At 44.9% G+C, this 15438-nt stretch carries 15 protein-coding genes; 7 read left to right on the top strand and 8 right to left on the bottom strand.

The window, feature by feature from the left end; genetic code table 11:
* Positions 1 to 71: 71 nt before the first annotated feature.
* The 4 genes from AC6H1S_RS17345 to hutU form a co-directional block, all read right to left on the bottom strand.
* Positions 72 to 704, bottom strand: a complete 633-nt coding sequence (locus AC6H1S_RS17345; protein WP_199136274.1) for a hypothetical protein — start codon at positions 702 to 704, stop codon at positions 72 to 74.
* Positions 705 to 781: 77 nt separating this feature from the next.
* Positions 782 to 2098: an ABC1 kinase family protein gene (locus AC6H1S_RS17340; RefSeq protein ID WP_199136272.1), complete on the bottom strand. Its 1317-nt coding sequence runs from the start codon at positions 2096 to 2098 to the stop codon at positions 782 to 784.
* Positions 2099 to 2103: 5 nt separating this feature from the next.
* Complete coding sequence (locus AC6H1S_RS17335) at positions 2104 to 2757, bottom strand: TetR family transcriptional regulator C-terminal domain-containing protein (protein ID WP_497564420.1); 654 nt, start codon at positions 2755 to 2757, stop codon at positions 2104 to 2106.
* A gap of 150 nt (positions 2758 to 2907) precedes the next feature.
* Complete coding sequence (hutU, locus tag AC6H1S_RS17330) at positions 2908 to 4575, bottom strand: urocanate hydratase (protein ID WP_199136268.1); 1668 nt, start codon at positions 4573 to 4575, stop codon at positions 2908 to 2910.
* A gap of 110 nt (positions 4576 to 4685) precedes the next feature.
* Here hutU and AC6H1S_RS17325 point away from each other — a divergent pair, with 110 nt between their 5' ends.
* The 6 genes from AC6H1S_RS17325 (at position 4686) to AC6H1S_RS17300 (ending at position 10639) form a co-directional block, all read left to right on the top strand.
* Entirely contained in the window at positions 4686 to 4976 is a 291-nt protein-coding gene (locus AC6H1S_RS17325) for a hypothetical protein (protein WP_199136266.1), read from the top strand.
* A gap of 107 nt (positions 4977 to 5083) precedes the next feature.
* Positions 5084 to 7384, top strand: coding sequence for a TonB-dependent receptor (locus AC6H1S_RS17320; RefSeq protein WP_497564419.1), 2301 nt, complete (start codon positions 5084 to 5086; stop codon positions 7382 to 7384).
* A 407-nt stretch (positions 7385 to 7791) separates the two neighbouring features.
* The gene (locus AC6H1S_RS17315) at positions 7792 to 8619 is read left to right on the top strand and encodes an ABC transporter ATP-binding protein (RefSeq protein ID WP_199136261.1); all 828 of its coding nucleotides are present in this window, start codon (positions 7792 to 7794) and stop codon (positions 8617 to 8619) included.
* A 12-nt stretch (positions 8620 to 8631) separates the two neighbouring features.
* Positions 8632 to 9399, top strand: coding sequence for a hypothetical protein (locus tag AC6H1S_RS17310; protein WP_199136258.1), 768 nt, complete (start codon positions 8632 to 8634; stop codon positions 9397 to 9399).
* Positions 9400 to 9416: 17 nt separating this feature from the next.
* Positions 9417 to 9791, top strand: coding sequence for a GntR family transcriptional regulator (locus AC6H1S_RS17305; RefSeq protein WP_199136256.1), 375 nt, complete (start codon positions 9417 to 9419; stop codon positions 9789 to 9791).
* Between the two features lie 5 nt (positions 9792 to 9796).
* The gene (locus AC6H1S_RS17300; RefSeq protein WP_497564418.1) at positions 9797 to 10639 is read left to right on the top strand and encodes a head GIN domain-containing protein; all 843 of its coding nucleotides are present in this window, start codon (positions 9797 to 9799) and stop codon (positions 10637 to 10639) included.
* A gap of 120 nt (positions 10640 to 10759) precedes the next feature.
* Here AC6H1S_RS17300 and hutH read toward each other — a convergent pair whose 3' ends face one another.
* Positions 10760 to 12247, bottom strand: a complete 1488-nt coding sequence (hutH, locus tag AC6H1S_RS17295; RefSeq protein ID WP_199136252.1) for a histidine ammonia-lyase — start codon at positions 12245 to 12247, stop codon at positions 10760 to 10762.
* 80 nt (positions 12248 to 12327) lie between these two features.
* Positions 12328 to 13341, bottom strand: coding sequence for a Gfo/Idh/MocA family oxidoreductase (locus AC6H1S_RS17290; protein ID WP_199136250.1), 1014 nt, complete (start codon positions 13339 to 13341; stop codon positions 12328 to 12330).
* 76 nt (positions 13342 to 13417) lie between these two features.
* Between AC6H1S_RS17290 and AC6H1S_RS17285 the strand changes: the two genes are divergently transcribed.
* Positions 13418 to 13762 (top strand): hypothetical protein, encoded by a 345-nt coding sequence (locus tag AC6H1S_RS17285; protein WP_199136248.1) that lies wholly within the window; start codon positions 13418 to 13420, stop codon positions 13760 to 13762.
* A 79-nt stretch (positions 13763 to 13841) separates the two neighbouring features.
* Here the strand turns inward: AC6H1S_RS17285 and AC6H1S_RS17280 are convergent, their stop codons facing one another.
* Together AC6H1S_RS17280 and AC6H1S_RS17275 are read right to left on the bottom strand one after the other, a co-directional pair.
* A complete protein-coding gene (locus AC6H1S_RS17280) occupies positions 13842 to 14519 on the bottom strand; it encodes a YiaD family glycine zipper/OmpA-like lipoprotein (protein WP_199136246.1) in 678 nt (225 codons plus the stop codon).
* A 219-nt stretch (positions 14520 to 14738) separates the two neighbouring features.
* The gene (locus AC6H1S_RS17275; RefSeq protein ID WP_199136243.1) at positions 14739 to 15434 is read right to left on the bottom strand and encodes an ABC transporter ATP-binding protein; all 696 of its coding nucleotides are present in this window, start codon (positions 15432 to 15434) and stop codon (positions 14739 to 14741) included.
* Positions 15435 to 15438: the final 4 nt, after the last annotated feature.

The following is a 15438-nucleotide window of genomic DNA, read 5'->3' as shown; positions in this document are numbered from 1 at the left end:
TGTTGGAAGCATACTTCACAAGTATATATCCCTAAACCAAGAAGCCTGATGAATTTCATCAGGCTTCTTGGTTATTCTATTTTTTCTCCCTTTTGCAGCTTTTCCCTGCGATGCTCCTGCCATAAATAATGGAGCAAGGTATTAAGCACTACGGCATTCCAGTTATCGTGCAGGCTTAGGGTGGCAATTTTGTTGTAAGAGCCAATGCCTTCTATATGCAGGTTGCCTTTTTTCTGGAAGTACCTCACGTCGGACCAAGGAATGACGGCGGTTTTGGTTTTGCCAAAGAACCAGGCCTTGTAGTTAACGGTAAAACCTTCGAAGTTGAATTTGGCTGTGCCCAATTCTATGGTCTGGTGCTCGTTCAGCGCATCGATGTAATCGTTTACCAAACGTTTTTTCACATATTGCCATAAACCCGACATGATGTAATAATACGTATGGTCTTCGGCCAACAACTCGCCAACCTGGTTACTGTTAAACTGGATGCTCAGTGTGCGTCCGTCTTTGGCTTTGACATCGATGGTGTATTTTTTGTATTTCGGATTCTTCACCGAACCAATCAACGAAACGCCGTATTTAATGGCAACTACATCTACACATGCAATTTTGGTTTGGTTTACTTCAATAAAATCTGCATTAATCTTCACCTTTTGGCCAGAAGAAGGCACGGTAATATCTACGTCGAAATTATGGTTTTGCATGGAGCCGAATATATGACTTTTAATTAAAAACTAACAAGCTGTACAAGACAGAATCTTAAAATAATAGCAAGGTTTGCTTAGCCACTTGCTTTTAGCTTGATGTGGGGCTTAAACGTATCGGTCCTTACGGTGGCATTGAGCTCGTGCAGGATGTTATAAAGCCCAAAATTGGTCCGGTTGATATAGATGAAATGCTTCACGCCCCTTGCTTGCTTAAATTCTGGCATTTTAGCAATTTTTTCTCCATATTGATAAAGGGCTGTGAAAAATTCTGCCCTGCTAAAATCAAATGTTGGCGTGGTGTAAGGCTTGGCAAATAAACCGATCATCTCTTTGTAGGCTTTGTAATAAAATTCAACCTGTGCCGGGCTATCATTAGGCAAGATCATCTCCAGTTGGCGGAAAGCCTGTATAGTGGCTTCTTTATCTTCGAGCAGGTCGGTAGAAGTTAAAGAGAAAAAAGGTTCGTAAAAATCGTCGGGCATTTCTTTGATGCAACCAAAGTCTATTACACCCAGCTTCTCGTTTGGGGTAATCAAAAAGTTGCCGGGATGTGGATCGGCGTGGACGGCCCGCAGTTCGTGTTGCTGAAAATTATAGAAATCCCAAAGTGCCTGGCCAATTTTATTTTTGAGTTCTTGCGAAGGCTTGGTTTGGAGAAACTCTTTCAGGTGCATGCCTTCGATCCAGTCCATCGTAATGATGCGGCTACCCGATAGTTCGGGGTAATAGGTTGGAAAAACCACGTTGCTCAGCTGGCTGCAAGCTTTAGCGAATTGAATGGAACGGCGCACTTCCAATTCGTAATCGGTTTCTTCGAGCAAACGTTCTTCAACTTCTTTGATATAGATGTTCAGCTCTTTTTCGCTCATGCCCAACAAACGAAAGGCAAAGGGCTTCACCAGTTTCAGGTCTGAGGATATGCTGTCGCCTACACCCGGATACTGGATTTTAACGGCTAGCTTTTTGCCATTGAGCATGGCTTCGTGCACTTGCCCTATAGAAGCGGCGTGGGTAGACTTGATGTTGAATTTGTCGTAAATGCGCTCAGGTGTTTTGCCAAAGTTTTTGGTAAATGTTCTGACAATGAGCGGACCAGATAGCGGAGGGGCATTGTACTGCGATTGCGTGAATTTATCGACATAGGCCTTTGGCAGGATATTTTTGTCCATGCTGAGCATTTGGGCAATTTTTAAGGCAGAGCCTTTCAGCTCGCTCAACGAATTATAAATATCCGAGGCATTGTCTGCATTAAGTTCTTCGCGGCTCAATGCCGGATTAAAAAGCTTTTTGGAATAGTGCTTAAGGTAGTTGCCACCAATCTGAAATCCGGTTTTAACAAATTTTGCCGAACGCTCTACCTTGGTGGTCGGCATGCTTTCTTGTGCTTTCATCGGTATTAAAACCTCATCCTTTCTTTAAACTTACTGTTTTGGGAAAGGAACTTTCCATATTCAAACAAATTGTCTATTGGCGAGCGTTGAAACAAGTCGAACGTAACCTGAATGCCCTTTTCAATGGCTTCGTCTGTTTTTTCAAAATCATGGCTGTCATCGTCAATCCAAAAGTTAACGATAAAGGCAAATTGTATCCATAGGGCATCTTTGTATCTTTTGCTCAAGAATTTGCGCTCCGCCAATTCGCCACTTTCCAATCCCTCATTAATCGTTTCTTCGGCAAAGTTCTCGAAAATTGCCTTGGCACCGAGCAGAGCCTCTGGTGTTCCCAACCGGTGGCCGTGTTTTTTGAGGCTGTAAATTACAAAGCTGCGCTGGCTTTTAAGCAACTCTACATAGCTGTAAAAGAAAGACAGTACTTTTTCTCTGGCGGTATATTGCGCCCAATGCTCCTGTTGTGCTATTTCATGGATAGCTTCCGAGGTCAGTTCAAACCAGATGTTTTTTTCGATGCTGTTAAATGAAGCATAAAAAGAATAGAAATCGGCCTCGGTTATTTTAAGTTTTTTAGCAAAACTGTAAACCGATTTGGGTTGCTCGTTATGCGTTAATACATAGTCGATATAACCTTTTTGAATTTGCGCTGCAGTTGCCATGGTTTTTAGTTAAATAAACGTAAAATATAGCCCTATGGTTTAAGCTACCTTCAAATTTAAGGCTTTATTTATCATGTATTTGCAATAAAAACAAGTGATAAGCAAATAGCCGCTTAGGCATTGCGGGCGGCTTGCTGCTGCCACCACCAGCTATTCCAAACCAAGCCGATGCGCTCTCAAGGTATCTTTGGCAATATCGTAACCCGCATCGGCATGCCTGATTACGCCCATGGCAGGGTCGTTGTGCAATACCCTTTTGATGCGTTTGGCGGCGTCGTCGGTTCCGTCGGCCACAATGACCATTCCAGCGTGGATAGAATAGCCTATGCCTACGCCTCCACCGTGATGCAGCGATACCCAGCTGGCGCCGCCTGCGGTATTGATGAGGGCATTGAGGATCGGCCAATCGGCTACGGCATCAGAGCCATCGAGCATGGCTTCGGTTTCGCGGTTAGGCGAAGCCACAGAGCCTGTGTCGAGGTGATCGCGACCAATTACAATCGGTGCTTTTACTTTTCCTTCGGCCACCAACTGGTTAAAAGCCAAACCGGCTTTTTCTCTTTCGCCTTGGCCCAGCCAGCAGATGCGGGCAGGTAATCCCTGAAAAGCAATACGTTCTTGCGCCATGGTAATCCACTGGCGGAGGCTTTCGTTTGCTGGAAAAAGCGAAAGGATCAGTTTGTCGGTTTCATAGATGTCCTGCGGATCGCCACTTAAGGCGGCCCAACGGAAAGGTCCTTTGCCTTCGCAAAATAGCGGACGGATATAAGCTGGAACAAAGCCCGGAAAATCGAAAGCATTTTGTACGCCAACTTCTAGGGCACGGCCCCTGAGGTTGTTGCCATAATCGAAAGTAATGGCGCCACGTTTTTGCAGTTCGAGCATTTGTTTTACATGCTTGGCCATGGTGGCGTATGAACGTTTTACATACTCGTCGGGATTGTTGGTGCGCAGGTCGGCCGCCTCGGCCACACTCAGCCCTTCGGGAAAATAGCCGATTAAAGGGTCGTGCGCCGACGTTTGGTCGGTTAGCGTATCTGGGGTAATGTTGCGGTCTATCAATCTTTGCAGCAATTCAACGGCATTACAAACTACGCCGATGGATAAAGCCTTGTTCTCTTTTTGGTATTGCAATGCGCGGTCTATTGCCTCGTCTATGTCATAGGCAATCTCGTCGATATAACGTGTTTCCAAACGCTTCTGGATGCGCCACTCTTCAACATCGGCCGCCAGGCAAACGCCCTGGTTCATGGTAATGGCCAAAGGCTGTGCGCCTCCCATGCCACCTAAACCTGCAGTAACATTCAGTTTGCCTTTCAAGTTGCCGTTAAAATGCTTTTTGGCTAAGGCCGCATAAGTTTCGTAGGTGCCCTGCACAATGCCCTGCGAACCGATATAAATCCAGGAACCGGCGGTCATCTGGCCATACATCATCAGGCCTTTGTCTTCCAGCTCGTCAAAATGCTGTTGGGTTGCCCATTTCGGTACCAGCTGCGAATTGGAAATCAGCACACGAGGCGCATCTTTATGGGTTGGCAATACGCCTACTGGCTTGCCCGATTGGATGAGCAGGGTTTCGTCTTCTTCTAAATGCTGGAGCGCCTTCACAATGAGAGCAAGGGCTTCCTTGTTACGTGCGGCTTTGCCACGGCCGCCATAAACGATAAGGTCTTCGGGGCGTTCGGCAACTGCGGGGTCAAGGTTGTTCAACAACATGCGCAAGGCGGCTTCCTGCACCCAGCCTTTGCAGTTCAGTTGGCTTCCGGTTGGTGTTTGGCTTACTTTAAGGTTTAAACCTTCTATTTGGTTTGTGGTCATATCAAGGCAATGTTACAATTTCAAATGTAGGAATTTTATGTTATTTGCTTAGGTTTGTCACGAAATTGAAAAAGAGGCGTCAACATATCCATCAAATTCTGTCCTTGGCAATGCTTTGGGTATTCTCCCTGGCTATTACACCTTGGAGCGCCTTGCATCACCATGAACAAGCACCCGAAGTTGCCGTTGAAAAACACTGTACGCACAAGGTCCATGTTAAAACACAGCAGGAAACCTGTTTGATCTGTGCGGCCCATTTCGAAAAAAACTACACCACTACAGAAAATGCTTACATCACTTACCTGAGCAGTAAGCTGATGAGCAAAAATATTTCTTCAGTCAGCAGTTCTTATGCCGAACTGATTGCCACATCGCTTCGCGGGCCCCCGGCTTTTTCATAAACATCTACCTGTTGCATCAGCTCCAACTGATGCCGTTTACATTCAATTTAATGATTCATCAATGGCTGATTGGCTTTGCCTATTGCCGTTTGTAAAAAAGAGATATTATGAAAAAGATACACCTTTTACTGGTTGTACTATTAGCTTGTTTTACGGCTCCTGCCTTGGCCGCAAATTGGGTAGATTTTAAGGGAAAGGTGCTTGATGCCAGCACCAAAGAACCGCTTTCTGGCGCCACGGTCTATATTTCCGACCTCAAAGCCACTACAACCACCAACGCCAATGGCGAATTCAGTTTTAGCAATATCCCATCGCGGGGCAAGTTTTTGGTAGAAGTACGTTATGTGGGCTATAAAACCGCATCGCAGCAAGTAGACCTGGCCGCTGGAGCGCAAATTGTTTTCGCTTTAGAAGCCTCGGTTATCGAAAGTGCCGAGGTGGTGATTACCGGTACGCCTTATAGTGCCAACAACAAAACCAATAGTTTGGCGGTGGTTTCCATTAGTCGCGAAAAACTGGCGCAGGCAGCAGGTACCAACATTGTTGATGCGATTGCCAAAGTTCCTGGGGTTTCGCAGGTAACTACTGGTGGTGCCATTTCAAAGCCTTCTATCCGTGGTTTGGGCTATAACCGGGTATTGACCATTGTTGATGGTGCAAGAGAAGAAGCACAGCAATGGGGAGATGAACACGGCGTGGAAGTAGACCAGTTTTCTGCCGCCCGTATCGAGGTGCTGAAAGGCCCGGCCAGTTTGCTTTATGGTTCTGACGCTTTAGGCGGTGTAATCAACATTATAGACGACCTGGTGCCTGCTGCTGGCGATTTTAACGGTAACTTTACGACCAACTACAATACCAACAATGGCTTGACAGCTTCTTCGTTGATGTTGCAGGGCAATAGCGATGGCTTGGTTTACCGAGGCCGTGTTTCCTATAAAAATGCCTATGGCTTTGGCTATAAAGATCATACCGTGCCTAATTCGGGCTTTAATGAAACCAATGTAAGCGGAATGATCGGCCTGAACAAAACCTGGGGCTATGCACACCTCAATTTGTCTAGATTTAATACCAATATTGGTTTGGTGGAAGAAGGACCAAACGACAATGGTGATTACCTGGATGAAGAGGGCAACGTGATTTCGAACAGCGAAGCCCAAAAGCGGAAACTGAACCTTCCGTTTCAGAATATCAACCATTATCGTGCGGCGCTAAACAGCAATATTCTTTTGGGCGGTGGCCAGTTGAAAACCACCCTGGCTTTTCAGCGTAACGTACGTAAAGAGTTTGAAGAAAGTGCCACCGAACCAGGTTTGTACCTCAACCTTAATTCTTACACCTACGATGTAAAATATTCTTTTGCCAACAATGGCGTTTGGGAGCCAACCATAGGCCTACAGGGCATGCACCAAACCAATGCCAACAATGGCGATGAGTTTTTAATTCCGGATTACACCAGTGATAACATCGGTGCTTTTGCCTACCTGAAACGCAACTTTGCCAAAGGCGCCATTAACGCAGGTATCCGCTACGATCATAAAAACATAGATGGCCGCGATTTGATTGATGCCGACGGTAATCAGGTGTTTACGGCTTTCAACAATAAGTTTTCTAATGTTTCTGGATCGGTCGGCTTTGCCTTCGAAATCGCCAAAAACTTGAATCTGAAAGGAAATGCAGGCTCTGGCTTCAGGGCGCCCAACATTGCCGAGCTGGGAGCCAACGGCCGTCACGAAGGTACATTCAGGTACGAAAAGGGTAACAGTAACCTGAAACAGGAAACCAGTTTGCAGTTTGATTTGGGCTTAGAATATAATGCCGAAAAGGTAACATTGGGCCTAAACGCCTACAGTAACAAGATCTATAATTATATCTACCCCGGCAATTTCAATAACGAAACCATCAATTTTCAGGAAGAGGATGGAAGCACTACCGTATTGCCATTGTACCGTTATGTACAAACCAATGCAACCTTGATGGGTGGAGAGGCTTCGGTAGATTTCCACTTGATTAAGGCTTTGCACTTCGAAAATACCTTTGCCTATGTAAAAGGAACGAATAATGCCACTAAAGCGCCACTTCCGTTTATTCCGGCAGCCAGCCTGAACAACGAGCTTCGCTTTGAGCCCCAAATTAAGGGCCTAAGCGATAGCTATATCAAAATAGGCTTAACAAATGTATTTAAACAAGACCGTTTCGACAGTTTCGAAACCGAAACCAACGGTTATACATTAATAGATGCAGGCATTGGTACCGCTGTAAAAGTGAAGAAAGGAAAGATCAATTTATGGGTTACCGGACAGAACCTGACCGACAAGTTGTATTTCAATCATTTAAGCAGATACAAGCCGGCAGGTATTTACAATCCGGGACGCAATTTGAGTTTTGGAATCAGCGTACCGCTATTATAGAGGAATAGGTTTAGGTTAATCACCCACCCCAGTTGAGCGAAAGCAGGCTGGGGTTTTTTATTGCCGGCTACAATGCTCAGTTGCCCATTACAGTTTTCAATACTTGTTGACTGATGTTTTTTCGCCATTTAAGGCCCGTAGGTTCATCTAAGTTGTTTGCCACCTTGATTGGTTTAGTGCCTACGATTGTTAGCCGCAATAGGCCTAGGTGCTCTTAGCTGTGTAAGGTGGTTAACACGTTTTTACTGATCACACTAATGCTTAACAATTCGGCAATAAAAATCGCTTCCACCCAAAACCGCCTTCACAGGTACTAAATCCACTTTTTGAAAAATAATTGAAAATAAATTTGGAGTCGATTATCCGTATTAATAATTTAGTGTATTATTTAACTAATACAGTAGAGTATGATAAAGATAAACAACCTGAATTTTGGCTATAGCAAGAACCGACCATTGTTCAGCGATATGAGCATGCAACTCAGCTTTGGCCACATCTATGGCCTCTTGGGCAAGAATGGTGCAGGCAAATCGAGCTTGCTAAAAAATTTGGCCGGATTGGTCTATGCGCAAAGCGGACAGCTGGATGTACTGGGCTTTGATCCTGCCAAAAGACAACCTGCCCTGTTGCAACAAATCTGCTTCATCCCGGAAGAGTTTTACCTGCCGGCGGTAAAAGTAGATGCTTATGTAAAGGCAAATGCCGCTTTCTATCCAAACTTCGACCACAACTATTTCGCCTCACTATTGGCCGAGTTTGATATCCCGGTTGGACAGAAGCTCATCAACATGTCTTACGGACAAAAGAAAAAAGTAATCATTTCTTTCGGTTTGGCAACCCAGGCCAAATTGGTGATCATGGACGAACCCACCAACGGCTTAGACATCCCATCGAAAGCGCAGTTCCGTAAAATTATGGCATCGGTACTTACCGACGAACGTTGCATCATCATCTCTACCCACCAGGTGAGGGATTTGGACAACCTCATCGATACGGTAATCATGCTCGACGAGAACAAAGTGGCCTTAAAGGCATCGGTTGACGAGATTACCGAGAAACTTTGCTTTAAGCGCGTAAAAGAGATTGACGAAACAGTAATCTACGCAGAGCCTTCATTGGCGGGCTACAATGCGGTAGTGCCAAACTATCACCAAGAAGACAGCAGGCTTGATATCGAGCTATTGTTTAACGCGGTGTTGGCAGAGAAAAATAAATTGAAACCCATTTTTAACTAAAAGCTAAGCAACATGAACAATACTTTTAACTTACAGCGTTTTGGGCTATTGCTTAAGAGACAATGGCTAGAGTTTGGCAAGATCTTTCTGATTACGCTTTTGGTGGTGCTGGGTGTTTTTATTGCCTTTTACGGCTACAACTTGTTGCCACTGGGCAATAACCTAGGCTACAACGTGCTCAATTTCAGGGAGCCGCTATTCATGGTATTTGGCTTCTTGTTTATCAGCATTATTGCCAGTACCTATTTTGCGCACCTGGGTCAAAAATCGAGAGCGGTAATCGACTTGATGATTCCTGCTTCCATTTTCGAGAAGTTTCTGGCAGGAGTGTGCTTTACCGGAATCTTAGCGTCAGCCAGCTTCATCATCCTGTTTTATTTAACAGATTTGGCCTTTGTGTCGTATGTAAAAGGCCATCTCCACGACGTGGGCGCCGCAACCGATAGTGCAACCTACTTTTTTGCCAAAAATAACCCTAATCAGTTTAAGCCGCTTTACCTTGCACCGCTTTTTATCACCAGTGTGTTCTTATTGGGTTCTGTTTATTTTAACCGGTTCCATTATATCAAAACGGCTATTTCGGTTATGGTTTTCTCGGGCATCTGGACCTACATTATCGTTAAGGCTACTAAAGCGCTGCTATCGGGCAAGGTGCCTATCCACGAAAACGCAAACAATGGCAAAGAAACGGCAGAGCTCTGGGTATTTATAGGGCTGTCGGTACTTACGCTCATTATCTGGAGCATCACCTATGTGCGCCTGAAAGAAAAAGAGGTTTAATTTTAATCGGTATAGACATGGAATTTAGAGACAACAAGGCAATATACCTTCAGATTGCAGAATACGTTTGCGAACATATCCTGTTGGGCAAATGGCAAGCCGATCAAAAAATACCTTCGGTAAGGGAAATGGCCGTAGCGCTCGAGGTAAATCCTAATACGGTAATGCGTACTTACGAGCTGCTGCAAAACAAAAATATAATCAACAACAAAAGAGGCATTGGTTTTTTTATAGCCGATGATGCCATAGCCAATGTAAAAGCCTACAGAAAAGGCCAGTTTATGGACGATGAACTGCCATCGGTTTTCAGGAACATTTATTTGCTGGGCATAGGCTTCGACGAATTGCAAACCCGCTACAACACTTTTGTTAAAGAAACTTTTAATGCTTAAAACAGATGAAAACAAGTAATAAATTATTAATCGCATTTGCGGCCTCGCTCATCCTTTTGCCAATTTTAGGCATGGTGTACAGCTCCCGGGTATTGTATACCGATGTTCAAAACCGCAAGGTAGAAGACAGAAAAGACGACAGCTTTAGCCAGGTTTCGGCCAATATGGAGAGCAAGGCAACGCCGGCCTTCCAATCGGTAAATATTGCCAATGGAAAAGGCATGTATTTCAATATCCGTTTGATTAAGGATGACAAATACGGGGTAAAAGTTCCGGATAATTATAAAGACATGATAAAGCTGGAGGTTGATGCACAAGGCAGGCTGCAGCTAACGTTTGAAGATAAAGGCCACGACAACAAGTACATTACCTTGCTTATTTATGCACCCGATACGAAAAGCATCAGTTTGGCAGAAGCCGATGGTGTAGACCTTAACGCCAAAGCCGATTCGCTGGCAGTTAGCCTTAAAAAAGTAAACCGATTGGTTTTCGACGGCGAAACGGCCATCAACAAATTGAGCGTGGCTACCGAAGACGTTAGCGAAGTGAACATCGAAAAAGAAATCGCCAAATCTTTGTACCTCAATCTTAAAAATACGGCGTTTACCAGCGAGTGGGCTTCTTATCAAGACCTGGACATTACAACCTCCGGAAATTCGACCATTACCGTAAAAGGCGACGATCGCGAGGCAAAGGGATACCGCATCCAAAACCTGACCTTAAATACATCAGAAACGGCTCATATAAGCCTAGAAAATATGACCATTGGCAATTGCAAAGGCTCGCTTTCCGACCAAACCTTGGTAAGTATGCCTGCCGTAAACCTTAAGCAGTTGTTTAACAAGTAATAAGCACCAAATAAACTAATCATAAAGCCAGGCCTGCCTGTGGCAGCCTGGCTTTATTTAAAACTAAACCAAATGATTTTGTTGCTACTCATCATTATTATCATCTGCCAGTTTTGGTAACTACAAGGCTGTTTGGCGCATGAAAAGGATAGAGGCCTGGATGTCTTTGGCCAACAACCTGTCGGCATCGTTAAAGGCAACGGTATGTCGATAGGCACTTACCAGTTGTTCCACTTTAGGCGATGACTGTTCAGGGCGCCTCAAATCGAGCGCTTGACTTGCGGTAAGCAGTTCTATTGCTAAAATTCTTTCCAGATTATCGCAAACGCGCAAGCACTTGGTAGCCGCATTGGCACCCATGCTCACATGGTCTTCCTGTCCATTGCTGCTGACAATGCTGTCAACAGAAGCTGGCGTACACAGCTGTTTGTTTTCGCTGGCAATAGAAGCCGCAGTATATTGCGTAATCATCAATCCCGAATTTAATCCGGCATTTTTAACCAGAAAAGGAGGCAAGCCTCGCGTACCCGAAATCAGCTGGAAGGTTCTTCTTTCCGATATCGAGCCTATCTCGGCCAGGGCAATGCACAGAAAATCGAGAGCCAAGGCCAAAGGCTGTCCGTGAAAGTTTCCGGCAGAAATGATCATGTCCTCGTCTGGAAAAACATTGGGATTATCGGTAACCGAATTAATCTCGGTTTCGAAAACGGCGCTCACATAATTGATGCTGTCTTTGCTGGCGCCATGTACTTGGGGTACACAACGGAAAGAGTAAGGATCTTGGGTTTGTTTGCCTTCTCTAGCCATCAACTGACTTCCTGCCAGCCAATTTTGAATGTTTTTGGCGGTGTCTAGCTGACCCTGGTGTGGCCTGATCTGATGGCTCAGGTTTAAGAAAGGGTCAAGCCGACAATCGAAGGCATCTAAGGCAATAGCCGTAATGGCATCGGCCCAGGCCGTCATTTTTTGAGCTTTCAACAGGCAATAGCAACCATAGGCGCTCATAAACTGTGTACCATTAATCAGGGCCAAGCCCTCTTTGCTCTGCAAGGTAAGGCTGGTCCAGCCCAATTCCCGATAAAGTGCCGTCGTGCTTATTTTCTGGTTCTGGTACCAAACTTCTCCCTCGCCAATTAAAGGCAGGGCCAGATGGGCCAAAGGCGCCAAATCGCCAGAAGCGCCCAAAGAACCCTGGGTGTAAATAACCGGCAGTATATCGTGGTTGTAAAAATCGACTAAACGCTGCACGGTTGGCAAGGCTACTGCCGAATGGCCATAGCTGAGCGATTGGATTTTGAGCAGCAACATCAGTTTAACGATCGGCTGCGGTACTTCGGCGCCGGTTCCGCAGGCATGCGAAAGCAACAGGTTATGTTGCAGCTGGGTTAAATGCGCTGAATCTACCTTTACGTTTTGCAGGTAGCCAAATCCGGTATTGATTCCATAAATCGGGTCTTCGTTATCATTCAGTTTATCATCCAGGTATTTGCGGCATTTTTCAATGCGTTCAATCGCCAATTGGGATAAACTGATTTTTTTTTGCTCGTTAACCAGTTGTTGGATAACGGCCAATGATAGCGGTTGTACACCGATTTCGTAATTTGCCATGGGTCTTATATTTGGTGCCCAAAAGTATAAATAATGCTTAATTTAACCCAATCCGAGCTTATGATTTGTTTGTGAATTGGTTAGGATTCTAAAATCTCCAGTTGGGTAATAATGTCGCTTTCGGTTATTGGGTAAGGCACATTGTTTACGATGTTCTGGTAAACCGCCTCAAACAAGCCCGTGTAATCTCCTTTTTGCGAAGGGATTAAGGAAGTTTCACGGCCTCCATCGGCGGTAACTACCGTTAGTTTGCCCTCGTTGTTCGGATATTCCCAGCCATATTGCGTTTCGGTAGGCTTCATGCCTTTTAAAAGCTGTTCTTCCTGTACGTCGGCATGGTTCTTTAAAAACGAGCCTTGTACGCCGTTGAGTACAAATGCCGGTTGGATATCGGCTACCAACATGCTGGCCGTTAAAAAAACATTGAGCTCATTGGGATAGCTGAGCTGGATGGCAAAATAATCGTCAACCTTGGTGTTTTCCCGATTGTGGCTCAAAACTTTGTGAAAACTTTTAGGTTGGCCAAACAAACTGATGGCTTGGTCAAGTAGGTGTGGCCCCAGGTCATATTGCAAGCCGCTGGCGGCTATGGGTTCTTCCTTAAAGGTTTTGGGACCAATTTCGTTGCGGTAACGGTCAAAACGGAAATGTACTTCGACCAACTTGCCCAGCACACCACTTGCTATGATTCTTTTTACCGAATTGAAGCCACTGTCGTACCTTCTGTTTTGGTAAACCAAAGCTTTTTTGCCCTGGTTTTTGGCCAGTTCGAACAGCTCTTTGGCCTGGGCACTGGTTGCGGTAAAGGGCTTCTCTACCAAAATATGCTTGCCGGCCAATAAAGCCTGCTTGGCATAGTCGTAATGCGTGTAGTTGGGCGTATTGATGATAACCAGTTCAATCGAATCGTCGGCAATGAGCTCGGCAACGCTATCATAGCTTTTTACGGCCGGATAATCGAGTATCGCCTGCTTTTTGTTTCGTTCGGTAACGGCCGATAGCTGAAAGCCGGGGTGCGTACTTACAAAAGGGGCATGAAAAACCTTGCCCGACATGCCATAGGCCAAAAGGCCGGTGTTGATTTTACGGTTCATAACACAAAGCTAAAAAATTGACGTAGATGTGCGTTAACGATGGCGAGGTAAACGCCTATAAATGTATATTTGTGACATGAAACCAGCAGAAACACATGCCAAATGGAAAGTTTTGCAGGAGAGGATCGCTAAAGAGTTTGATTCTGAATTGCCAGATCTGAAAGTCGTACTCTTTTTAATCGGTGTTCAGGAGCTGGGACAGGGGCCAAGGAAATACAGCAAGAGGCAAAAAGAAGAGCTGATGCATATTGCCACCTGTAGGCTGCTGAGCGAGATGGGCTTTTACGAGCTCGAGGGCCTTGATCAGGACGGTTGGCCACATTGGAAACTAATAAAGCCGGTTCCGTCTTATGCCATGATGGAACAGGAACTCTTGCTCAAATCGTTGGCGATCGGCTATTTTGCAGACATCTATGAGTAAAACTCAAGAAGGCAACAAATAAAAAGTCCCGATTTAATCGGGACTTTAATGTTATATAGGTAAATAGAACTAGCTATGATTAACCTGCTTTTTGGGCCTCTTTTTTCAATTGGTCGTTAGCTACGATAACAATCTCTACCCTACGGTTGGCTGCTCTACCGGCATCGGTTGCGTTATCGGCAATCGGCTCAGAGAAACCTTTACCTACCGTAATTAAACGAGCAGGAGGAACACCTTGCGAAACGGCATAGGCTTTAACGGCCGCGGCTCTTTTTTCTGAAAGGTTCATGTTATATTGCTCGGTACCACGGCTATCGGTATGGCCGATGACCTTGATGTCGGTACCTGGATATTGATTGATAGAAGAAGCCAAGCTTTGGATGTTTTGTTTAGCGGCATCTTTAAGGTCAAATTTGTCGAAGTCGAAAAGAATACCGCTGTCAAATTTCACAATAATACCTTCGCCTTCACGGATTACTTCTGCATTTGGAATAGCATTTTGGATTTCGGCCGCTTGTTTATCCATACGCTTGCCAATAAAACCACCGGCAGTACCGCCAACAGCTGCACCAATAATGGCACCTACCGCAGTATTACCTGCTTTTTTACCAATAATACCACCAATTACACCACCTGCTGCTGCACCAATACCTGCACCTTTTTGCGTATTGGTTAAACTGTCGCAACCTTGAAAAGTCATTGCGCCTATAGCAAAGGCCACACTTAATGTTGCTATTTTGAATCTTGAAGTCATCATTTTATTACAATTTTGATTTAATGTTTGTGAATTATTCAAAGGTAATGCCAATTCTGCAATCTTGCTTAAAATAAAAGCCAATTTGTGGCTTATCGACTGTAATTCCGTATTTTACAGGTATTGCGGGCGTATAGCCTTAAAGAAAACAGGGGCAATCCATACCCTGCACAAGGTACAGATTGACCATATTTGTATACAAGTTTGTTACATGCCACCGATTTATTCTGAGAAGTAAGCTTCCAGTTCTTTCAGCGTATTTTCGTCGGTTTTAAAGTCTTTGATTACCACCCCTTTTTCCAGCAGGATAATCCTGTCGCATACATCGGTTACGTGGTTCAGGTCGTGGCTGGAGATTAAAGTAGTAAGACGATGCGTAGCCTTTAACGATTTGATCAATGTTTTGAGCCTGATCTGGGTTGTAGGATCGAGGTTGGCAAAAGGCTCGTCGAGCACCAACAGCTCGGGTTTTTGCATCAAAGCGGCGGCAATACCTACCTTGTTCTGATTTCCTTTCGAAAAATCGCGGATATATTTGCCGCGGTTCAGGATTTCGCCGTTAAAAAACTCTTCGTATTGCTTAAGGTAATCGGCTACATGCGCAGCACTCAAGTTGTGCAGGCTGCCAATAAACATAAAATACTCTTCAGGTGTCAGGTAGTCGATCAAAAAGCCTTCGTCCAGGTAAGAAGCGGTATAGTCTTTCCATTGGTCTGTAGCAGCTACGTTTTCGTTTTTGGAAAGCACTTCGCCACCATCGGGTCTGATGAGATCGAGCAGCATCCTGAAAAGCGTGGTTTTACCCGCGCCATTATTGCCTACCAGGCCAATGGTTTCACCATCGCGAATGGTCAGGTTCGGAATATTAACTACGGTGCGGCCACCATAATGTTTCTGTAAATTTCTAATTTCTAGCATATGT

The sequence above is a fragment of the Pedobacter sp. TM02 genome (assembly GCF_059705275.1).
The sequence above is the reverse complement of the archived record's forward strand: the minus strand, read 5'-3'. Positions and strand labels throughout refer to the sequence as shown.